At 64.3% G+C, this 21,486-nt stretch carries 22 protein-coding genes; 11 read left to right on the top strand and 11 right to left on the bottom strand.

The genetic code is table 11. The annotated features are described in order from the left end of the window. The first annotated feature begins 21 nt into the window (after positions 1–21). From LB519_RS05140 to LB519_RS05120, 5 genes are all read left to right on the top strand, one after another. The gene (locus LB519_RS05140; RefSeq protein WP_013528890.1) at positions 22–1,377 is read left to right on the top strand and encodes an ammonium transporter; all 1,356 of its coding nucleotides are present in this window, start codon (positions 22–24) and stop codon (positions 1,375–1,377) included. A 325-nt stretch (positions 1,378–1,702) separates the two neighbouring features. Continuing rightward, positions 1,703–1,978, top strand: coding sequence for a hypothetical protein (locus tag LB519_RS05135; RefSeq protein WP_013528891.1), 276 nt, complete (start codon positions 1,703–1,705; stop codon positions 1,976–1,978). 259 nt (positions 1,979–2,237) lie between these two features. Continuing rightward, the gene (locus LB519_RS05130; protein ID WP_224618928.1) at positions 2,238–4,913 is read left to right on the top strand and encodes a DNA translocase FtsK; all 2,676 of its coding nucleotides are present in this window, start codon (positions 2,238–2,240) and stop codon (positions 4,911–4,913) included. Between the two features lie 151 nt (positions 4,914–5,064). Continuing rightward, positions 5,065–5,748 carry an outer-membrane lipoprotein carrier protein LolA gene (locus LB519_RS05125; RefSeq protein WP_013528893.1) on the top strand — a complete coding sequence of 228 codons (684 nt, stop codon included), beginning with the start codon at positions 5,065–5,067 and terminating at the stop codon, positions 5,746–5,748. 172 nt (positions 5,749–5,920) lie between these two features. Then, a complete protein-coding gene (locus LB519_RS05120) occupies positions 5,921–6,727 on the top strand; it encodes an exodeoxyribonuclease III (protein ID WP_013528894.1) in 807 nt (268 codons plus the stop codon). Positions 6,728–6,755: 28 nt separating this feature from the next. On the opposite strand, the gene LB519_RS05115 is transcribed toward LB519_RS05120, so the two are convergent. The 4 genes from LB519_RS05115 to LB519_RS05100 form a co-directional block, all read right to left on the bottom strand. Next, the gene (locus LB519_RS05115) at positions 6,756–7,430 is read right to left on the bottom strand and encodes a hypothetical protein (RefSeq protein WP_050596349.1); all 675 of its coding nucleotides are present in this window, start codon (positions 7,428–7,430) and stop codon (positions 6,756–6,758) included. A 266-nt stretch (positions 7,431–7,696) separates the two neighbouring features. Then, a complete protein-coding gene (locus LB519_RS05110) occupies positions 7,697–8,779 on the bottom strand; it encodes a glycosyltransferase family 9 protein (RefSeq protein WP_084015485.1) in 1,083 nt (360 codons plus the stop codon). 214 nt (positions 8,780–8,993) lie between these two features. Then, the gene (locus LB519_RS05105; protein ID WP_013528897.1) at positions 8,994–9,449 is read right to left on the bottom strand and encodes a Crp/Fnr family transcriptional regulator; all 456 of its coding nucleotides are present in this window, start codon (positions 9,447–9,449) and stop codon (positions 8,994–8,996) included. 121 nt (positions 9,450–9,570) lie between these two features. Continuing rightward, positions 9,571–10,254, bottom strand: coding sequence for a response regulator transcription factor (locus tag LB519_RS05100; protein ID WP_013528898.1), 684 nt, complete (start codon positions 10,252–10,254; stop codon positions 9,571–9,573). 144 nt (positions 10,255–10,398) lie between these two features. On the opposite strand from LB519_RS05100, the gene LB519_RS05095 reads away from it, so the two are divergent. Next, positions 10,399–10,935, top strand: a complete 537-nt coding sequence (locus tag LB519_RS05095; protein WP_174299076.1) for a L,D-transpeptidase — start codon at positions 10,399–10,401, stop codon at positions 10,933–10,935. A gap of 112 nt (positions 10,936–11,047) precedes the next feature. On the opposite strand, the gene LB519_RS05090 is transcribed toward LB519_RS05095, so the two are convergent. Next, positions 11,048–11,314: a hypothetical protein gene (locus tag LB519_RS05090; protein WP_224618927.1), complete on the bottom strand. Its 267-nt coding sequence runs from the start codon at positions 11,312–11,314 to the stop codon at positions 11,048–11,050. A 130-nt stretch (positions 11,315–11,444) separates the two neighbouring features. Here LB519_RS05090 and gcvA point away from each other — a divergent pair, with 130 nt between their 5' ends. Then, entirely contained in the window at positions 11,445–12,380 is a 936-nt protein-coding gene (gene gcvA, locus LB519_RS05085) for a transcriptional regulator GcvA (protein ID WP_013528901.1), read from the top strand. Between the two features lie 123 nt (positions 12,381–12,503). On the opposite strand, the gene LB519_RS05080 is transcribed toward gcvA, so the two are convergent. Genes LB519_RS05080 through tsaD form a run of 6 tightly spaced genes read right to left on the bottom strand, consistent with a single transcriptional unit; the run spans position 12,504 to position 16,521 of the window. Next, a complete protein-coding gene (locus tag LB519_RS05080) occupies positions 12,504–12,920 on the bottom strand; it encodes a DUF1761 domain-containing protein (RefSeq protein ID WP_063173342.1) in 417 nt (138 codons plus the stop codon). Between the two features lie 51 nt (positions 12,921–12,971). Further along, positions 12,972–13,670 carry a class I SAM-dependent methyltransferase gene (locus LB519_RS05075; RefSeq protein ID WP_224618926.1) on the bottom strand — a complete coding sequence of 233 codons (699 nt, stop codon included), beginning with the start codon at positions 13,668–13,670 and terminating at the stop codon, positions 12,972–12,974. After that, positions 13,625–14,050 carry an EVE domain-containing protein gene (locus tag LB519_RS05070; RefSeq protein WP_063173341.1) on the bottom strand — a complete coding sequence of 142 codons (426 nt, stop codon included), beginning with the start codon at positions 14,048–14,050 and terminating at the stop codon, positions 13,625–13,627. The genes LB519_RS05075 and LB519_RS05070 overlap by 46 nt, the downstream gene beginning before the upstream one ends. A gap of 38 nt (positions 14,051–14,088) precedes the next feature. Then, complete coding sequence (locus LB519_RS05065) at positions 14,089–14,385, bottom strand: YciI-like protein (RefSeq protein WP_013528905.1); 297 nt, start codon at positions 14,383–14,385, stop codon at positions 14,089–14,091. Positions 14,386–14,416: 31 nt separating this feature from the next. Then, on the bottom strand, positions 14,417–15,439 hold the full coding sequence (locus LB519_RS05060) for an NAD(P)H-dependent glycerol-3-phosphate dehydrogenase (RefSeq protein ID WP_063169519.1): 1,023 nt from the start codon (positions 15,437–15,439) through the stop codon (positions 14,417–14,419). Continuing rightward, positions 15,436–16,521, bottom strand: a complete 1,086-nt coding sequence (gene tsaD, locus LB519_RS05055; protein ID WP_198032127.1) for a tRNA (adenosine(37)-N6)-threonylcarbamoyltransferase complex transferase subunit TsaD — start codon at positions 16,519–16,521, stop codon at positions 15,436–15,438. The genes LB519_RS05060 and tsaD overlap by 4 nt, the downstream gene beginning before the upstream one ends. Positions 16,522–16,622: 101 nt before the next feature. Here tsaD and hemC point away from each other — a divergent pair, with 101 nt between their 5' ends. The 4 genes from hemC (at position 16,623) to LB519_RS05035 (ending at position 21,464) form a co-directional block, all read left to right on the top strand. Then, complete coding sequence (hemC, locus tag LB519_RS05050) at positions 16,623–17,549, top strand: hydroxymethylbilane synthase (protein WP_127415408.1); 927 nt, start codon at positions 16,623–16,625, stop codon at positions 17,547–17,549. A gap of 1 nt (position 17,550) precedes the next feature. Next, positions 17,551–18,267 (top strand): uroporphyrinogen-III synthase, encoded by a 717-nt coding sequence (locus LB519_RS05045; RefSeq protein WP_224618925.1) that lies wholly within the window; start codon positions 17,551–17,553, stop codon positions 18,265–18,267. A 109-nt stretch (positions 18,268–18,376) separates the two neighbouring features. Then, a complete protein-coding gene (locus tag LB519_RS05040) occupies positions 18,377–19,849 on the top strand; it encodes a COG4223 family protein (RefSeq protein ID WP_224618923.1) in 1,473 nt (490 codons plus the stop codon). Between the two features lie 10 nt (positions 19,850–19,859). Beyond that, positions 19,860–21,464, top strand: a complete 1,605-nt coding sequence (locus tag LB519_RS05035) for a heme biosynthesis protein HemY (protein WP_013528911.1) — start codon at positions 19,860–19,862, stop codon at positions 21,462–21,464. Positions 21,465–21,486: the final 22 nt, after the last annotated feature.

Raw genomic sequence — 21,486 nt, 5'->3', positions numbered from 1 at the left:
CGTATTCCAATGGAGAGTTCAATGAATATTCCTTCCACCTTGAAGACGACGGGACGAGCTGCCCTTTTGGGTTCGCTTGCTCTCGCAGCATTGGGCACGGTCGCCGCCTTCGCACAGGAAGCGGCACCGGCCGCAGCCGCGGCCGCGCCGGCTGCTGCCCCGACCCCGGTGCTCGACACCGGCAACACCGCCTGGATGCTGACCTCGACGGCGCTGGTGCTGATGATGACCATTCCGGGCCTTGCGCTGTTCTACGGCGGCATGGTGCGCAAGAAGAACGTGCTCGCCACCGTCATGCAGAGCTTCGCCATCACCTGCCTGGTGACGGTGCTGTGGTTCATGTTCGGCTATTCGCTGGCCTTCTCGGACGGCGGCGGCGTGAACAGCTATATCGGCGGCACCTCGAAGTTCTTCCATCACGGCATCACCACGGCCTCGCTGTGGCTGCCGGGCGTCGCCAACATTCCTGAATTCGTGTTCTCGATGTTCCAGATGACGTTCGCCATCATCACGCCGGCGCTCATTGCCGGCGCCTTCGCCGAACGCATGAAGTTCTCGGCGCTGCTGATCTTCATGGCGTTGTGGCTGCTGGTCGTCTACGTGCCGATCGCGCATTGGGTCTGGGGTGGCGGCTTCCTCGGATCGGCGGGCGTGCTCGACTTTGCCGGCGGTACGGTCGTTCACATCAATGCCGGTGTCGCCGGTCTGGTCTGTGCGCTGGTTCTCGGCAAGCGCGAAGGCTATGGCACCACCAACATGGCGCCGCATAACCTGGTCTATTCGGTGATCGGCGCTTCGCTGCTGTGGGTTGGCTGGTTCGGCTTCAACGCCGGTTCGGAACTGGCAGCCGACGGTCTTGCCGGCGCTGCCATGCTCAACACCCAGGTTGCCACCGCGGCGGCGGCACTGGCCTGGATGTTCGCCGAATGGATCGTCGCCAAGAAGCCTTCCGTGCTCGGCATCATCTCGGGTGCGGTTGCCGGCCTGGTCGCGGTGACGCCGGCTTCCGGCTTCGTCAACCCGACCGGTGCCTTCATCGTCGGCATCGTCGCAGGCGTCGTCTGCTACCTCTCGGCGGTCAAGGTCAAGCACATGTTCGGCTATGACGACTCGCTCGACGCCTTCGGCGTGCATGGCGTCGGCGGTGTGGTCGGCGCTCTGCTCACCGGCGTGCTCGCCGACCCGGCGATCAACAGCCTCGGCGCAGGTGCTTCGCTCGGCAAGCAGATCTACGGCGTTGCCGTCACCATCGTGTGGACCGGCATTGCCACCTTCGTGCTCCTCTACATCGTCAAGGCGCTTGTCGGCCTGCGCCCGACGACCCAGGAAGAGGTCGAAGGCCTCGACATCTCCCAGCATGGCGAAGTGGTGCCGTAAGGCCAGCTTAGCCAAGGGGCCGGCGGAACCCTCCTCCCGCCGGCCCCATATCTCCACGCAATTCCGAATGGAAAGCGCTGCACAGTTCTCCTGGAATTGCTTTGAAAGATCCCGTCGTGACGCTCCCGAAAGGAGTTCACGCATTGAGGCCCGGATCGCATCCGGGCCTCTTTTTTTGGCAAGCCATTCCGGCAATGCCCGGCTTCACGCAATCACGTTCGCGTGATCATGTTTTTTGAGGAAACAACGACCGCTCTGGTTCCGAACCGTGGGGACGATCGTCGTTCTGACGCTCGTGCCAAACAACAGGGAAGGAAACCATCTCATGAACCTCAAGAACATCTGTCTCGGAGCGCTTGCTCTTTCCATGATCGGCGGCGTGGCATTTGCCGGTGCTCTGGACGAGCCCGACAACATGGCGCCGTTCTTCACGGATTCCGGCATGAAAACCATGAAGCCGATGGCGGACTTCAAGACAGCTTTCATGGCCATGCCGATGGAAAAGCAGGAAGCGATGAAGAAGGAATGCCAGGATGCGGCGATGAGCAAGCCGCATGCGGAATTCTGCGCCAATGTGCAGGCGCTCGGCGGCGCCAACTGATTTGCCGCGATCGGGCCGAGACCCGATCTCCGTTCAGACGACCAATGGCGGGCCGGCAGCCCGCCATTGTTTCATTCGATGGAGCTCCATCGGTCCGTCGTCCATCATTGCCTCATACGGCTCAACCGGCGGTAATGAGGTTTGAGCGTCTCAACCTCTTATAGTTAATGCGCCCTTAACCTTCCCACCGATAGTCTGAGACCCGAATCTGCCGGAGTGCGCCACGCACCCGGCGAGTCCACGACAGACGGGGAAGAGCATGCGTTCAGGGGCTTCAGCACCGCTCGCGCTGGCCGATACGGGGCACGGCATCCAGGCGTTCGCGCGGCGTCAGGTCGGGCGGCTGGTTGGCGTCGGCCTGTTCGCGCTGGCCGCCTTTGGCGTTGCCAGCCTTGCCACCTGGAATGTCGCCGATCCGAGTTTTTCCCACGCGACGAACAACACCGTCACCAACGCCATGGGCTATGCGGGTGCCGTGTTCTCCGACCTCGCCATGCAGTTCTTCGGCCTCGCCGCCGTCGCCGCCCTGGTTCCGACGGTCATCTGGGGCTTCCTGCTGTTTTCCGCGCGCGGCGTCGACAGGCTGCCCAAGCGCGGGTTGTCCTGGTTCGGCTTCGCGCTGCTGGCCGCGGCGATGGTCGGCTGCGTGGTGCCGCCCAAGACCTGGCCGCTGCCCACCGGCCTCGGCGGCGTGTTCGGCGACATGGTGCTGAAGATCCCCGGTGTCGTCATCGGCGGCTATCCGACCGGGCTGATCGCCAGCATCATCGCCATCCTGCTTTCGGCGCCCGCACTGTGGCTCTTTGCCCATGGCTCGGCGCTGATCGGACGCAAGAACGGCTTTGCCGTGATGGAGGACGAGCCCGCCGTCGATCCGCGCGAGGACGACCTTTTGTTCGACAATGACGAGGACGAAGGCGACGAGGGCATCCTGGCGCTCGGCGCCATCACCCATTGGTGGCTGTCGCTGCGCGCATGGATGCACCGCCGCGTCGTGCGCCGCAGGCAAGAGCGGGACGAGTACGAGCCGGAGATGGAGCAGCGCTCCACCGCCTGGCGCCGCGCCGCCGAACGGGTCGAATCGGCCGAGTTCGCCGAGCAGCGGATGAGCCAGGATGGCCGCGCCCGCGTCGAGCCGGAATTCTTCGCCGCCATGGTCAACGACCGCAGCGCCTCGCTCGACCCCGACGATGCCGATATCTTCGACGACCGCTTCGACAATGCGGGCGAGGATGCCGATTTCGACGATGAGCCTGTCGTGCAACGCCGCGGCGCGCCGACCGCCAAGGTACAGCCGTTCCGTTCCGATGCCGCCACGCGCGTCGAGGCGCCGGCGGCGCGCCCCGTGCCAGGCGCCCGTGTGCAGCGCGAGGCGCAGACATCGCTGATCGGCTCTGAAAAATTCGAAATGCCGTCGCTGCACTTCCTCTCCGAGCCGAAGAACGTGGTGCGCGACGCCAGCCTGTCCAAGGACGCGCTGGAACAGAACGCGCGCCTGCTCGAAGGCGTGCTGGAGGATTTCGGCGTCAAGGGCGAGATCATCGCCGTCCGTCCGGGTCCGGTCGTCACTCTCTATGAGCTCGAACCGGCGCCCGGCATCAAATCGTCGCGCGTCATCGGCCTGTCCGACGACATCGCCCGCTCGATGAGCGCCATCGCCTGCCGCGTCGCGGTGGTGCCCGGCCGCAACGCCATCGGCATCGAACTGCCGAACGCCAAGCGCGAAACCGTCTATCTCAGGGAGATCCTGGCCAGCCGCGACTTCGAGACGACGAAGGCCAAGCTGGCACTGGCGCTGGGCAAGACCATCAATGGCGAGGCGGTCATCGTCGACATCGCCAAGATGCCGCACGTGCTGGTCGCCGGCACCACCGGCTCGGGCAAGTCGGTCGCCATCAACACCATGATCCTGTCGCTGCTCTACCGGCTGACGCCGCAGGATTGCCGGCTGATCATGATCGATCCGAAGATGCTGGAACTCTCGGTCTATGACGGCATCCCGCATCTGCTGACGCCCGTCGTCACCGATCCGAAGAAGGCGGTGGTGGCGCTGAAATGGACCGTGCGCGAGATGGAGGACCGCTACCGCAAAATGTCCAAGGTCGGCGTGCGCAACATCGACGGCTTCAACGCCCGCGTCAGCCAGGCGGACAAGAAGGGTGAGAAGATCTCGCGCACCGTTCAGACCGGCTTCGACCGCCAGACCGGCGAGGCGATCTACGAGACCGAGAACCTCGATCTCGAGCCGATGCCCTATATCGTCGTCATCATCGACGAGATGGCCGACCTGATGATGGTCGCCGGCAAGGACATCGAAGGTGCCGTGCAGCGCCTGGCGCAGATGGCGCGCGCCGCCGGCATCCATGTCATCATGGCAACGCAGCGGCCGTCGGTCGACGTCATCACCGGCACCATCAAGGCCAATTTCCCGACCCGCATCTCCTTCCAGGTGACGTCGAAGATCGACAGCCGCACCATTCTGGGCGAGCAGGGCGCCGAGCAGCTGCTCGGCATGGGCGACATGCTCTACATGGCCGGCGGCGGCCGTATCCAGCGCGTGCACGGCCCGTTCGTCGCCGATGAAGAGGTCGAGAAGATCGTCGCGCATCTGAAGCTGCAGGGCGTGCCGGAGTATCTCGACGCCATCACCGAGGATGATGGCGAGGATGACGACGAGCCGTCAGGCAAGGGTGGAGCGAGCGGCGGTGGCGGCAACAGCAATTTCGAGGATTCCGACGATCCTTACGATCAGGCGGTCTCCGTGGTGCTGCGCGATGGCAAGGCCTCGACCAGCTATATCCAGCGCCGGCTGGGCATCGGCTATAACCGCGCTGCCTCGATCATCGAGAAGATGGAGAAGGAAGGTATCGTCGGCCCGGCCAACCATGCCGGCAAGCGCGAGATCCTGGTGCCGACCGAAGAGGACAAGTTCTGACCAGAAAGCCTGACCCTTGTGACATCCCGGTCCGGCAACCTTGAACCTTTCAAGGCGTTGAAGCGACCAAGGGACGCCCGACCCGCCAAATTTCAGCCCAACTGGGGGTCCAAGCACAGAACAACTCAGGAATCAGACGAGAGTGACCGACATGAAAAACGATCTTTCAGAGCTCAGCACATTTGCTCCCTCCCGGCGTCAGTTGCTGGGCCTCGGCCTGGCGTTTGCAGGGGCGGCAGCCTTCAACGCGGTGCCCGGCTTCCAGCTGCTGGCCTCGGCGCAGGCGGCTGTGCCGGCCGCTGCGCAGAAGATCGCCGACCACTTTTCCTCGGTCAAATCGATGAGCGGCGAATTCGTGCAGTTCGGCCCCAAGGGCGAGCAGACCGGCGGCAAGTTCTTCCTCGAACGGCCAGGCAAGATCCGCTTCAACTACGACGGCTCTTCGAACTTCCGGGTGATTTCAGACGGCCAGTCGGTGGTCATCCTGAACAAGAGGCTCAACACGTCCGATCTCTATCCGCTGTCGAAGACACCCTTGAAGCTGCTGCTCGACAACAGGATCGACCTCTCCGGCGACCGCGTCAAAAGCGTCAAGCAGGAGGACGACCTCACAACCATCCAGCTCGCCGACAAATCGGTGTTCGGCAATTCGAAGATCACCATGATGTTCGATCCGAAAACCTTCGACTTGCGGCAGTGGACGATCACCGACGCGCAGGGCAAGGATACGACGGTGATGATCTTCAACACCAAGGAAGGCGTCAGCTTCGCGCCGGATACTTTCGCCATCGACTACACGGCGAACCGCGAGCTCAACACCAACAAGGCGCGCTAGCTTCAAACGCTCCAATAGCTGTGGAAAGCACCGGGCCGCGCCTCGTCGAGCGTTGCCCGGCTTGTCTTTGCGGCTTGCGGCTGGCAATTTCCCGGACCGACTCCGTCAAAAGGCGTCTTCCCCGCCGGGACCCATCGGTTCTGGCCGGTTGCACGCTGTCCTGGATTGCCAAATGCCCTTCTCCATCGCCACCTGGAACATCAACTCCGTTCGCCTTCGCATGCCGATCGTCGAGCGCCTGCTCGTCGAGCATGCGCCCGACGTGCTGTGCCTGCAGGAAACCAAGGTTCCCGACGAACTGTTCCCCGAGAAGGCTTTCCGCAAGCTCGGCTACGAGCACATCGCCTTCCATGGCCAGAAGGGCTACCACGGCGTAGCAACCGTGGCGCGGCGGCCGATCGAATTGGTCGAAAAGCGACGCTTTTGCGAAATCGAGGACAGCCGGCACCTCTCGGTGACGGTGCGGGCCGGCGGCAAGGCGATCCTGCTGCATAATTTCTACGTCCCGGCGGGCGGCGACGAACCGGATCCCGTCATCAACAGGAAGTTCAAGCACAAGCTCGATTTCGTTGCCGAGATGAATGCCATCCGGGCAGAACATGACGAGGTGTCCGGCTCGGTGCTGGTCGGCGACCTCAACATCGCCCCGCTCGAACATGACGTCTGGTCGCACAAGCAATTGCTCAACGTGGTCAGCCACACGCCGGTCGAGACGGAAAATTTCGAGGCGATGCGTCGCGCCGGCAACTGGGTCGACCTGATGCGGCTCAACGTGCCGGATGAGCAGAAGCTCTACACCTGGTGGAGCTATCGCGCGCAGGATTGGGAGCTGTCCAATCGCGGCCGCCGCCTCGACCACGTCTGGTCGTCGCCGAACCTTGTGCCCAGCTTTTCCGGCTACGAGATCCTGCGTCTGGCGCGCGGCTGGGAGCGCCCGTCGGACCATGTGCCTGTCATCGCGCGGTTCGATCTGGACTAGTCTGGTCGAAAATGCCCGCGTGCGGCAGTCAGTCTGTAGAGTTGGGACCGGCTGGATCCACCCACGGGCGGCCCAATCGTGTCACCATCGCCGCGTACCCAACGGCACCTGCCGCCCAAAGGAAGATGCCAAGCTCTTTGACGACGTCCTCGGCGATGGCGGCCGCAGAACCGGGGGTAGGAAACAGCTCTCCGAGCTGGTCGATCGATGCTGACATCGCCAGCAGGAAGCCTGCGGCCACAAAGATGATCGTGCCGTCGAATGTTTTTCGTCGCAGCCGGAAGAACCAGAACAACCCGGCGGCGGCGTAGGCAATCATCGGAACGATCTCTGGTATCCCAACAATGGGCAGCACGTCCTCATGGATCAACAACAGGTCATCGAGGCCCAGGAGGAGGGTAAGGCCGCCGAGAAACGTGCAATCCCATCGGCGCGTGAGCAGGCCAGCAAACAGGGTTGCGGCGCCGGAGCCGATCCATAGCGAAGCACCCAGGGACGAAATCCACCCCGTATAGAAACCGACTCCGGCGGCTGCGGATGGATCTCGATAAAAGATCCACGCGTCCAGACCACGAATTTGCGCGACGAACAGCGCGGCCAAGAGCATCGCAACGTTGATCGCCGCCGCCGCCACCACGACCAAGCGCCAGGCTATTGTCCATTCGCCGCCATGCTTTGTGTTCGGCGCGCTGTTCTCTGGCATTTGCTATTCTCATAGAGGACTGAGAGGAACTCCATTGGAATCAAAGATCAAGAAGTGCTGACCTATGCCTAATCCAGTGCGATGGCTGCCAGCTCTGCCGCGCCGAGAACTCCGCCTGCATTGTGCCGGTGGTCAGCATCGAACGGTTGCAGCGCTTCGCTCCACCGAACCCATTGTACCATGGCGCCGATGTTCAGGGGAGGCCGGCCTGCAAATGCCCGACCTGAATCCAACACGCTTCGAAGCGCGTCCAAATAAATTCGAACTCAAACGGCGCGCTTCACGTCTTCACGCATGTCGTTGCCCCAGGGCTGCTGCGCTGACAGGCCTGCGAGATCCGGCAGATGGGGATGGTCGCGGCGGCGTGTCGCCAGCATCCGTTGCGCCGCTTCGATGATTGTCGGCGCCGGGACATCGGCGACCAGGCCGGTCGGGCTGGCATGGCGGGTCGCGATCACGTCCACGCAGTTCGAAAGCGGCCTCCAACGGGCCATGTTGGCGCCGCCATTGAGGATAACCATCGGCGTCATCACCGTTGCCATGAGATGTGCGGTACCGCCTTCGGCGCCGATGTAAAGATCGGCAAACTCGCCGAGCGCCAGCAAGATGTCACCGATATCGACACCTCCGATCGCGGCGGAATCGACAAGCCGCAGCTTCGGCACGCGCTGAGCCAGCTCAGCCATATCGGGACCGTCGCCGGGGGTTCTCACATAGAGAAGGTTCGCCCCGTCGGCGATCAGGCTGTCGGCGATTGCGGCAACCTGATCCGCCGACATGCGCTTGCTGGCGCTGCCATGCGCCGCGATAATGATCAAGGGAGCATGCTTGCCGTCCGCAAGGCTCCTGGCCGCCGCTCGTGCGGCCGGGCTAGGCTCCAGCCGATGATCGAAAGGCAGCCGCTTGCCGGCAAGGCGTTCGATGAGGCGATGGTAGCGCCAGGCATTGTGCCCGGGTCGTGCTTCAGGCCTGTGACCCAGGCGCCAGGAAAGGGCGAAAGCCGGAAAGTTTGCCTCATAGGCAATGCCGCGGCCGAGCAGTGATGCCGAGGCTTGAAGCAGCCAACGCGCCGAGATGCGGAAATCGACGACGGCCAATCGCTCCTTGCCCTTGCGGTGATCGGCGACTAGGCGCGCCAGCGGCGTCCGCACATTGATCGCATCGACCAAATGGCGGGCATGGCGATTGAGGCTATGTTCAAGGGACGACGACCGGGTGGTTCCGTAGACGATGAAACTATCGGGGAATGCCGTTCTGGCGGCGCGCAATGCCGGAATCCGGATCAGTCCGTCGCCGAACGCGTCATTGCGGGAATACAAGATAATGGTCTCGTACCGCCCTGATGGCATGGCTCGCTCCCCCCAGGAGCCTGGTGGTGATGGCGCCTGCTGCGCCGGCCGCTTTCGAGGTGCTTTAGGATTTCACCTCTTGCCTGTCAACGGAGCCTTGCCGCTGGATCCGGGCGTCCGGATGGCCGCAGTGCGCCACGACCAGCTCATCGCTGTCGTTGAAAACGCTTCTGCCTTCGGCCGCGAGGCCAGCAGCTTCGTGGGTACGCTAGATCTAGCCGGAGAAGCGCGGCGCCAGTTCCTCGATGCGACGGATCATCGCCTGAAATTCCTCCGAGATGCGCTGGTGCAGCTTGACCGCGATCTCGGGATATTCCTCCAGGATGCGGCGGAACATCTTGCGGCTGAGGCGCATCACTTCCGAATCGATCTCGGCCGAGGCGCTGGTCAACCGGTTGGTGTCGGCGATCAATGCCAGTTCGCTCAGGATCGTGCCGGGGTCTGCCGTGCCAATCGGGATTCGCTCACCATTCTGCTCCCGGTAGAGCACGATGCGCCCGCTGACAACGATATAGGCGGAATCGGCCTCGTCGTCCTCGCGATAGAGCTTGTGGTTGGCAATCAGCCTGGTGTTCTCGGCGCCAAAGGCGAGCAGGCGCAGTTGTTCCTGCGTGAAGCCCTCGAAGAGCCTCACGGCGGACAGAACGCGGATGTCGTCATCCAGCGCCATCTAGCTATGTCCCCGAACCGACAGTCCGACTCCTCCTCTGCGAGTTCGATCCAAACCACCCTCCAACTGGATCGTACCCGAAAGCGGCCCCGCCCGGCCGCTCATTGGATAATGAAAATGTTTAAGGAACCAGCTTGTAGCCGCCGCTTTCTGTCACAAGAATTTCCGCATTGGAAGGATCGCGCTCGATCTTCTGGCGCAGCCGGTAGACATGGGTTTCCAGCGTGTGCGTGGTGACGCCGGAATTGTAGCCCCACACCTCCTCGAGCAGCACGTCGCGCGTCACCACCTTCTGGTCGGCGCGATAGAGGTATTTGATGATCGAGGCCTCCTTCTCCGTCAGCCGCACCTTGCCGCCGCGCGGGTCGAGCAGCAGTTTCTGGCTGGGCTTGAAAGTATAGGGCCCGACCGAGAAGGTGGCATCCTCGCTCTGCTCATGCTGGCGCAACTGCGCCCGAATGCGCGCCAGCAGCACGGCGAAGCGGAACGGCTTCGTCACATAGTCGTTGGCGCCGGCCTCGAGACCAAGAATCGTATCCGAATCGGTGTCGTGACCGGTCAGCATGATGATGGGCGCCTTGTAGCCGCCCTTGCGCAGGATCTTCACCGCTTCGCGGCCATCCATGTCGGGCAGCCCGACATCCATGATGAGCAGATCGATGAGGCCGCCGCGCGCTGCGGCGACACCTTTTGCCGCAGTCGATTCCTGCAGCACGTCGAATTCCTCGTAAAGGGATAATTGCTCGACCAGCGTGCCGCGCAGGTCATCATCGTCGTCGACGATCAGTATGGTGCGTGAAGTCATGGATCAATCCGTTGTTTTGAAAAGAAAATTCAGTTGACCGCTGCCTGTTTATGCGGAAGCTGACCGGCGTAACAGCCGTTCACAGTGATTTGTTCCGTGGCACGATCATACAAGAAAAAACACGATCGCAATGCAGCCGGCGCAATTTTGCGAAAAGGGCTGCGTGTGCTGACCGTGCGGGCGAGGCCTGGGCATCCAAGCCAGGGCCTGCTGCAGGCCGGGAAAACGGTGTTTGCCTGTGCGCTGGGGCGCGGTGGCATCTCGGCCCACAAGCGCGAAGGCGATGGCGCCACGCCGCTGGCCGCGATGCGGATCCTGTCGGGGTATTTCCGGGGGGATCAGTTCTCCAGCGGCCGCAGGACCCGGCTGGCGATGACGCCGATCGGGCCCGATCTGGGCTGGTGCGAAGTGCCTGACGACCGCAACTACAACAGGCCGGTCAGGATTCCCTATGGCGCCAGCCACGAACGCATGCGGCGCGACGACAGGCTCTACGATGCCTGCCTGGTGCTCGACTGGAACCTGTCGCCGCGCCGGCGCGGGCGCGGCAGCGCCATCTTCTTCCATCTGGCGCGCCCCGGCTTCACGCCGACGCAAGGCTGCGTGGCTGTCACGGCGCAAACCATGGCGCGGCTGCTGCCGCTGCTGTCGGACCGGACGGTGGTGAGGGTGGTAAGATAGTAGGGGAGTAAGGGAGTAAGGGAGTAAGGGAGTAGGGGAGTAAGGGAGTAGGGGAGTAGGGGAGTAGGGGAGTAGGGACAAGCTCGGCGCGGCCTTAGTTTTTCCTATTCCCCTATTCCCCTACTCCCCTACGGTCAGGTCTCTGCCAGCCGATGTCGAGCAGGCCCAGCCGGCCAAGCTCCTTGTCCATTGCGCGAGCGACATCACGGCGCGCGCCGCCGATATCGCGCAGTTGGCGGTCGGAGAGATCCTCGACGTTCTGGTAGGCAGTATCGCGGCGGGGGAGGCGTATCGCGACCCGGGCGTGACGCAACCAGTCGAGGGTTTCGGCCAGCCAGTTCGGACGATGTGCGGACGAATTCAAAACGATGATGGACATGGTGTGCTCCGTTCTCCCCGGATATCAAATCCGGCTTGATGATGTTTCGATGGACAGATCATGCCAGATTGAAATCTCTGTAGGAAACGAGTAGTTTTCTCTCGATCATCAAGTTTTCTTTGAGGATAGGATGGCTCGTCTTCTGCCTGGGACTCGTGCCTTGAGGACGCTGGAGGCGGCGGCCCGGCACCTCAATTTCACCCGTGCCGCCGACGAGCTTGGGCTGACACCGGCCGCCGTCAGCCATCAGATCAAGGAAATCGAGGATCAGCTCGGGCTGGTGCTGTTCACGCGCACCAGCCGCACCATCCGGCTCACCGAGGCGGGAACGGTGCTGTTCGACGCCTCGGCGGACGCGCTCGACCTGCTTGGCCGGGCTGTTTCGCGGGCGCAAAAGCTGACGCGCGGCACCGCTCTTTTGAAGGTAACGCTCGACGCGCAGTTCGCGTCAAAATGGCTGATGCGACGCGTCGACGATTTTCGCAAGCGTCACCCCGATATCGAGTTGCGATTCGACATTGCCTATGAAGTGCGGGATTTCGAACTTGACGACATCGATGTCGGCATCCGTTTTGGCGCCGGCAAATATCCGGGCCTTCGCACCCACCGGCTGTTCGACAACATCCTCATTCCGGTGTGCAGCCCGAGCCTTTTGACGTCCGGTCCGCCGCTGCGCGAGCCGCGCGATCTTTTCAACCATACGCTTGCGCATATCGAATGGTCGCGGCAAGGCGTGACGTGGCCGAACTGGCGGATGTGGATGGCGGCGGCCGGCATCAATGATTTCGACGACAGCCGGACAGTCGTGTTCGGAAATTCCACGGATGCCGTCCAGGCAGCGCTCGACGGCAATGCCGTTGCGCTCGCCGATTTCGCCATGGTGGCGAACGACCTTTCCCAGGGCAGGCTGGTGCAGCCTTTCGAACTCGGCCTGCGCGTGGCGCCCGAGTTCGCCTATTTCCTGGTCTATCCCGAAAATACCGCCGACGATCCACGCATCGTCGCCTTTCGCGAATGGATGCTAGAGGAAGTCGCCAAGACGCGGACCACGGATAAAGGGCAGTAGGGCAGTAGGGCAGTAGGGCAGTAGGGCAGTAGGGCAGTAGGGCAGTAGGGCAGTAGGGATAGGCGTCGGTGCCGTCTGCTCCCCTATTCCCCTACTGCCTTACTGCCCTACTCCCTTCTTGACTCAGCTTGCCACCGCGCCGAACCAGCCGATGACGGCGCCGATGATCAGCAGCACGCCGAGCCAGTGGCCGCCGTCGATGAGGGTCAGGTCCCAGCCGAAATTCTCGTAGCGATGGTTGACCGAGAGCGTCGTGGCGACGAAACCCAGCCAGAGCACGAAGCCGAAGACAAGTCCGGCGAGCCATGTCGGCTCGCCGCCGGTCATCGCGCCGACGACCAGGGCCATTATGGTGGCCATGACCAGTTCGGCGATGAAGCTGACGACGAAGGGCAGCGGCGACTTCTTCATCGTGGCCGGATCGAGCTTGGCGGCCTTCAGCCACGGCTTGCTCAGGCTCATGTACCAGGCGGCGCCGAACAGCCACGCCACGATTGCGGCAGCGACCACCGCCAGCCAGTTCACTGCTGAAAAATCCATGAGCTCGCCCCTCTGATCTGGATGTTATGGAACGCCTGTTCGGCGATCGCGTCAAGCGAACCGCCAGACGGTCGTGCGCTTGACCAGCGCATCCTCCAGCGCCCGCGTGACGGCCACTTCATAGACCGCAAGCGGCTCCAGCCCTGTCTTCGGCAGATACGACCGGCCGGGATCGCCGACAAGGATTTCGGCGCCGCGCGCCTTCAGCGTTGCGAACCATGGCACCAGCCGGTCAGCGAAAGATTTGTCATAGAAAACATCACCGGCCAGGACCACGTCCCAACCTGCATCGGTGCCGATGCAATCCGTGCCGAGGAATTCGGTCCCGATACCGTTGATCTCGCTGTTGAGCCCGATCGCGGTGGCGCAGAACGGGTCGATGTCGGAGGCGATCACCTTGGCGGCACCGGCCTTGGCAGCGGCGATGGCGACAAGGCCGGAGCCGGAAGCGAAGTCGAGCACGTGCTTGCCACGCACCGTGCCGGAATTGTCCAGGACATAGCGGGCAAGGCCCTGGCCGCCGGCCCAGGCGAAAGCCCAGAAGGGCGGCGGCAGGCCGATTTCGACCAGCTCTTCCTCGGTCCGCTGCCACAGGTCATGCGCTTCGTCGGCAAGATGAAGCAGGATCTCCGGCACGTGCGGCGGCGCCATCAGCGCCGTGTTGTCGAGAATGAACTGTTTGGCACTGTTGGGCGTGAGCGCCGTCACGGAGCCGGCGTCAAGCCGCCCATGCGGCAGACTTCCTTCCATTCGGCCGGCGTCACCGGCTGCACGGAAAGCCGTCCGAGCCGCACCAGCGCCATGTCGGCAAGCCTGGGATTGGCCTTCACCTGTTCCAGCGTCGGCGGGTTCGGTACATCCCTTACGGCGCGGATGTCGACGCATTCCCAGCGCGGATCGTCCGACGTGGTGTCGGGATGGGCAAGCGCGCAGACTTCAGCGATGCCGACGATGTTCAGCCCCTCGTTGGAGTGGTAGAAGAAGCCGAGATCGCCGATCTGCATCGCCTTCATGTTGTTGCGCGCCGCGTAGTTGCGCACGCCGTCCCATTGCGTGCCGGCCTTGCCCTTGGCCTTCAGCATCTCGAAGGAGAACTTGAATGGCTCGGATTTGAACAGCCAGTAGTTCATGTCTTTCTCCTCCTTGGAGTCGCGCTGGCGACCGGGATTTAACTAGCCGCCGGCTTGTTGAACGTCCAGTTCCACGGGCGGATTTCGACGCTTTCGAACAGCCCGGCCTTGGCGTAGGGGTCGGCGGCCGACAGAGCCTGGGCGCCAGCCAGGTCGGGCGCTTCGACGACCACGAGGCTGCCATTGGACTTGCCTTCAGTGTCAAGGAACGGACCGGCGAATGCCAGCTTCTTGTCGCCGTTCAACCCCTCGAGAAAGGCAACATGCTCGGGCCGCGTGTCGAGGCGCACCTGCAGGCTTCCGGGCTTATCCTTGCAAATCACAGCAAACAGCATTTTTTCTCCTGATCGTTCAAAGTCGTGGGGATCAATCGTTGGTTTCGGTCTTCAGCGGCCGGGTCATCAACGCCGTCACGGCCTGCCGGACGGTGATGGTGCCATCCAGTATGGCGGCGACGGCGGCAATGATCGGCGCGTCGATGTTGCGCTCGGTGGCAATGCGGGCTGCGATCGCCGCCGTCGGCACGCCTTCTGCCAGCGGCAATCCGGCAAGCGGCTTGCCTTGCCCGAGCGCCAACCCATAGGCGAAATTGCGCGACTGGGTGGACGAGCAGGTCAGCAGCAGGTCGCCAAGGCCGGAAAGCCCCATCAGCGTTTCGGGCCTGGCGCCGAAGGCAGCGCCGATGCGGCGCAATTCGACAAAGCCGCGCGTCACCATGGCCGCCTGGGCGCTGGCGCCGAGACCCGCCCCGGTGACGGCACCTGCGGCAATGGCAAAGACGTTCTTCAAGGCGCCGCCGATCTCGACGCCGATCAGGTCGTCGTTCGAATAGCAGCGCAGATTTTCGGCGGAAAAGCGGGCGGCGAGATCGGCGGCCAATGCCTCGTCGCGGGCGGCGACCACAACGGCCGTCGGCAGGCCGCGGGCGACGTCGGTGGCGAAGCTCGGGCCCGACAAAACGGCAACCGGATTGAGCGGCAGGATTTCTTCGACAATCGCCGATAGCAACGCGCCAGTCTCGCTTTCGATGCCCTTGGCACACAGAACCAGCGGGATACCGGCCGGCATATGGTCCTTCGCGGCCGCCAGCGTCGCCCGCAGCGACTGCGCCGGCGTCACCGCCAGCACGCAATCGGCACCGTCGAGCGTGGCCTGGATGTTGCTCGTCGCCACGATGCCGGGCTGGAGCGTAATGCCCGGCAGGTAGCGTGGATTTTCGCCGCGGTCGATCGCGGCGACGGTCTCCGGATCGCGCGCGTAAAGGCGGACGAAATGGCCGGCGCGCAGCATGGCCAAGGCCAAGGCAGTGCCCCAGGCGCCGCCGCCGAGCACGGCAACGCGCCAGCCGCTTGGCGCGGTGACGTTGCCGCTCATTGCCACCTCGTTCATGCCTTGGCTCCGCGCCGGCCGGAGCCGACCATCGGCGCCGAGATGCTGTCCAGCGGCCAGCGCGAGCGCGGCACGAAATCGAAGCCGTTCTCCTGCGCCATGCCCTCGCGCAGCCGCTCGATGCCGGCCCAGGCGATCATCGCCGCATTGTCGGTGCAAAGTTTCAGTGGCGGCGCAATGAAGGTGAAGCCGGTCTCGGCGCAGAGCCGCTCCAGCATGGTCTTGATCGTGCGGTTGGCGGCGACACCACCGGCAACGACGAGGGCTGGGTTCCTAGTGCCGGGAAATGTCTCGCGAAAGCGCGTCAGCGCGCGAGAAACACGGTCGGCCAGAGCATCGGCTACGGCTGCCTGGAACGAGGCGCAGATGTCGGCGACGTCCTGGTCGCTCAGCGGCGCAATGGCGCTCGCCGCCTGGCGCACGGCGGTCTTGAGGCCGGAGAAGGAGAAGTCGGGCTGGGCCGAGCCCTTCATCGGACGCGGAAAGGCAAAGCGCGAGGCGTTGCCGGCCTGTGCCGCCTTTTCGACATTCGGTCCGCCGGGATAGGGCAGGCCAAGCATCTTGGCCGTCTTGTCGAAGGCTTCGCCGAGCGCGTCGTCGATAGTCGTTGCCCAGCGCTGGTAGTCGCCGACACCCCGCACGGCGACGATTTGCGTATGGCCGCCGGAGACCAGCAGCAACAGATAGGGAAAGTCGAGCCCGTCGGTCAGCCTTGCGGTCAGCGCATGGCCTTCGAGGTGGTTGATGGCGATCAGCGGCTTGTTCGCCGCCGCGGCGATTGCCTTGGCGGTCATCAGCCCGACGATCAGCCCGCCGACCAGGCCGGGGCCGGCGGTGGCGGCAATCGCGTCGATATCGGCTAGTGCCGTGCCCGAATCGGCAAGCGCCGCCTCGATGATGCCGTCCAGCGCCTCAACATGGGCGCGCGCGGCGATTTCCGGCACGACACCGCCGAAAGCGGCATGTTCCTCGATCTGGCTGAGCACGATGTTGGACAGGATTTTTGGCGCGGCGTCGCCGTCGATGGCCACCACGCTGGCGGCGGTCTCGTCACAACTCGTCTCTATGCCCAGCACGCGGATCAATTCGTCGCTGTCCCTAAAGATTGTATCATGGGGCTTTCCCCGTTAGGAGAACCCCGGAAAGGCCTCGCTTGCCGGGGGGTTATCACGGACTGCGCGCCATGCAAACAATCTTGAGAATCGGAACACGCGGCAGCCCGCTGGCGCTGGCGCAGGCGCATGAAACGCAGGCGCGGCTGATGGCCGCGCATGGCATGCCGGCGGAGGCGTTCGAGGTGGTCGTCATCTCGACCAGCGGCGACCGCATTCAGGACCGGCCGCTGTCGGAAGCCGGCGGCAAGGGCCTGTTCACCAAGGAGATCGAGGAGGCGCTGCTGGCCGGCCGGATCGACATCGCCGTGCATTCGTCGAAAGACATGCCGACGCAACTGCCCGACGGCCTCGAACTGTCGGCCTTCCTGCCGCGCGAGGACGCACGCGACGCCTTTGTCGGCAAAGCGGCGAAGACGATCGCCGAACTGCCGCGCGGGGCGAAAGTCGGCTCGTCGTCGCTGCGGCGGCAAGCGCTGATCCGCCGGATGCGGCCGGATCTCGACGTGGTGATGTTCCGCGGCAATGTGCAGACGCGGCTGCGCAAGCTCGAGGAAGGCGTCGCCGCCGGCACGATCCTGGCCTATGCCGGGCTGAAGCGGCTTGGGCTCGAGCATGTCGTCACCGACCTGATACCGCTCGATGTCTTCCCGCCGGCGCCGGGGCAAGGCGCGATCGGCATCGAAACCCGTATCGGCGACCGCGATGTCGAAAAGATGCTGGCGGCCGTCCATGATGTGCCGACCGGCCAGGCGCTGGCCTGCGAGCGTGCCTTCCTGGCGGCGCTCGATGGCTCCTGCCGCACGCCGATCGCCGGCTATGCGGCGATCGAGGCCGGAAAACTGTCTTTTGCCGGGCTGATCATCTCGCCCGACGGCACGCAGTCACACACGGTCGAACTGCAGGGACCGGCGCAAGACGCCGCCCGGATCGGTGGTGAAGCGGCCCGGAGCGTGCGTGCCAAGGCCGGCGAAAAGTTCTTCGACGGCTGGCTCTGAAATGCTTCGCGTCCTGGTGACCAGGCCGGAACCGGGTGCTTCGCGCACTGCGCGTCGGCTGGAGGAGGCAGGTTTTCAGCCGGTTCTTTTGCCCCTGACCGGAACAAAGGCGTTGCCCGCCGCTGCCGGACTGATCCCGGACGATGCCGTCGCGGTGGCCGTCACAAGCGCCAATGCCATGCGCCATGCGCCGGAAGAAATCATCGCGACGCTCGCCGCCTTGCCTTGTCATGCCGTCGGTAGGCGGACTGCGGAAGCTGCCCGCAAAGCGGGGTTTTTGTCGGTCAGTGAAGGCCCGGGCGATGCCGAGGCGCTGGCCGACGTTCTCGTTGCCGGTTTTTCTGGAAAGACGATTGTCTACCTGTGTGGGCGCGTGCGGTTTCCGGCGTTCGAACAGAGGCTCGGGACGGCGGGCGTTCGGGTCCACGCCGTCGAGACCTATGACACGCTGACAGTGGGTTATCCGGACGAAGTCATCCTCGAACGCCTGTCGGGGCAACCTGCCGACGCGGTATTGCTCTATTCATCCAAGGCGGCGGCGGCGATGCAGATGTTGGCAAGACGGCCCGCTCTGCGCGGTCTCTTCGAAAAAACATGGGTTTTTGCGCTTTCCACGCGGATCGCCGCAGCCTTCGACGATGCCGCCAGCGAAAGGATCCGCATTGCCGCGCAACCTGACGAGGAGGCATTGCTGGCACTTTTGCAGGCGCCGCGCTGAGCCGCGTCATCACACCGCCCCTTTTCACCGCTTGGTGATGTGCTAGACCCTTTCTGAACCATCATGCGCCGCCAGGCGTTGAGACGAAGCGAATGTGCGGAGCCCAGGCATGGTCAAGACGCCGAAGATGCGACACTCGAAAAGCCGCCGCGAGCCGGTGACCATCGATCTCGAGCCGGGCGCCGTCTCACGCATCGCCGACGAGGACGCCGCCACGCAGGAGGCGCAGACAGACGAGGCGAAGGCCGAGGAAGCAGCGAACGCTTCGCAGCCCGAGGTTCCCGAAGAGCCGGTTCATGCCGACCAGACCGATCTCGAGCCGTGGGAGCATGCCGATGGCGCCGCAGGTGCGGAAGGGCAAGCGCCGGCGGATGGCGGAGCCAAAGCCGCCGAGCCAGAGCTGCCTTATCCCGGTTCGGATGCGCCGCCCAACCGCGCCAAAACCTTCGACTACAGTTTCGACGACGCGTCGGCAGCGCAGACCGACGGCAACAAGGCAAAAGCCGAGACACAGGACGAGAAAATGGCGCCAGCCCCTGAAAAGCGTGGCGGCCTCAACGGCATCGCCGCCGGCATCATCGGCGGCGTCATCGCGCTGGTCGGCGCCGGCGGGCTGCAATTTGCCGGCCTGCTCGGCGCGCCGGGTTCCGGTGCCGGCGTCTCGCTCGATGGCGTCAATGGCGACATCGCCTCGCTGAAGACCGAAATCGCCAGCTTGAAGGACGCCGGCGGCAATGGCGATGCAGCGGCGAAGATGGTCGGGCTGTCCTCGGGCCTGGAGCAGGTCAAGGCCGATGTCGCGGCGCTGAAATCGGCTGTCGAGAAAGGTGGAGCAGGCGACGCGGCCGGCGTCACCGCACTGGGCGACAAGGTCGCGCAGATCGAGACGGCGGTCGCCGCCCTCGGCAAGGCGGGCAGCGCGGCGCCGGTCGATCTTGGTCCGCTCACCGAAAAACTGGCAGGCCTCGACGCGCAGGTGAAGTCGGCCGGCGAGGCGGCTACCGCGCAGGATGGCCGGCTGAAAGCGCTGGAGCAGTCTGTGTCGCAGCTGTCCGGCAAGGTCGAGGCGGCGGCGGGACAGCCGAAGATCGCGCTTGCCATCGCGGCGTCGGCCTTGAAGGCGGCGCTTGAGCGTGGCGGGCCGTTTTCGGCCGAACTCGAAACCCTCGCCGCGATTTCGCCTGATGCGCCGCAGCTTGCGGCACTGCGCCCCTATGCCGAAAAGGGCGTTCCAACCCGCGCCGAGATCGCATCGCAGGCTGATGCCGCCGCCAATGCCATGGTCACGGCGGCAACGCCTGTCGATGAGAATGCCGGCTTCGTTCAGAGCCTTCTGTCGAGCGCGCAATCGCTGGTCAAGGTCAGGCCGATCGGCGCCGTCGAAGGCGCCGGCGCACCGGAAACCGTCGCGCGCATGGAGGCGGCGGTCAACCAGGGCGACTACGCCAAGGCGCTCAGCGAGTATGAAACGCTGCCCGAGGCCGCCAAGGCCGCGGGCGCCGACTTTGCCGGCAAGCTGAAGGCGCGCATCGAGGTCGAAACCCAGGTCGATGCGCTGGTCTCGGGCGCGATGAAGGCATGAGGGCAACACAATGATCCGCCTGCTCGCCTTCCTCATCGTCGTTTTCGCGCTCGGGCTGGGCTTTGCCTGGCTGGCCGACCGGCCGGGCGACATGGTCGTTACTTTCAACGGCTATCAATACCAGGTCAGCCTGATGGTGGCGGCGGTGGCTGTCGTTGCCGTGGTCGCTGCGGTGATGATCCTGTGGTGGCTGCTCAAGGCGCTGTGGAACAGCCCCTACACCATCTCGCGCTATTTCCGTGTCCGCCGCCGCGATCGTGGCTATCAGGCGCTGTCGACCGGCATGATTGCCGCCGGCGCCGGTGATGGCGCGCTGGCCCGCAAGAAGACCAAGGAAGCCGCCAAGCTGATCCGTTCCGACCAGGAGCCGCTGATCCACCTGCTCGAAGCGCAGGCGTCGCTGCTCGAAGGCGATCATGAAGGCGCGCGGCAGAAATTCGAGAGCATGCTCGACGATCCCGAAATGCGGCTGCTGGGTTTGCGCGGGCTTTATCTGGAAGCCGAACGGCTCGGCGACCGCAACGCCGCCAGGCATTATGCCGGCCGCGCCGCCGCTGTGGCGCCGCAACTGGCCTGGGCGGCGGAATCGACGCTGGAAGAGCTGACCGCGCGCGGCGACTGGGACGGCGCCCTGAAACTGGTCGACGCGCAGAAAGCGACACGGCAGATCGAACGCGATGCCGCCAACCGCCGCCGCGCCGTGCTGCTGACCGCCAAGGCGCAGGCGCTTGCCGACAGCGATCCCGCCGCCGCCAGAACGGCGGCGATCGAGGCCAACAAGCTCAGGCCCGATTTCGCGCCTGCCGCCGTGGCCGCCGCGGCCGCACTGTTCAAGCAGAACGATGTGCGCAAGGGCTCGAAAATCCTCGAGGCGGCTTGGAAGGCCGAGCCGCATCCGGAGATCGCCGAGCTCTATACCCATGCAAGGCCGGGCGACGCGGTGCTCGACCGCCTCAACCGGGCGAAGAAGCTGCAGGAGATGAAGAAGAACCACGCCGAATCGTCGATGACGGTGGCGCGCGCCGCGCTCGACGCGCAGGATTTCGCGACCGCCCGCCGCGAGGCCGAGGCGGCGATCCGGATGGACCGTCGCGAGGGCGCCTATCTGCTGCTCGCCGACATCGAGGAGGCCGAGACCGGCGATCAGGGCAAAGTTCGGCAGCTGCTGTCCAGGGCGGTGCGGGCGCCGCGCGATCCGGCCTGGGTCGCAGACGGCGTGGTATCGGAACGCTGGGCTCCGGTATCGCCGATCACCGGCCGGCTCGACGCCTTCGAGTGGCGCGCGCCGATGGAGCGTCTTGGCCAGTTGATCGACAGCCATGATGACGCGCCAGCGGGTGCGGCACCGGTTATTGAAGCATTGGCAAAGCCGACGAGCGAAAAAAGGCCGATCGAAGTGATCGACGACGCCGGTGGCGAGACGTCGGCGGGCAAGCAAGCTGAAAGTCGCGAAGAAGATCATGTCAGGCCGATCACGGCAGCGGCCTTCGCCGCGGTACCGAGCGATGCCGAAGGCGTCGAGCCGGCCGAGGAGCTTGCGCGGCTGCCGGACGATCCCGGCGTCGATCCGGACGAGGAAGCGGAGAAATCGCCGCGCCGGTTTCGGTTGTTTTGAGTTGGGCAGGCCGTCAGGCCGT

The organism is Mesorhizobium sp. AD1-1 (assembly GCF_020164655.1).
GTDB classification, from domain to species: Bacteria; Pseudomonadota; Alphaproteobacteria; order Rhizobiales; family Rhizobiaceae; genus Mesorhizobium; species Mesorhizobium ciceri.
The sequence above is the reverse complement of the archived record's forward strand: the minus strand, read 5'-3'. Positions and strand labels throughout refer to the sequence as shown.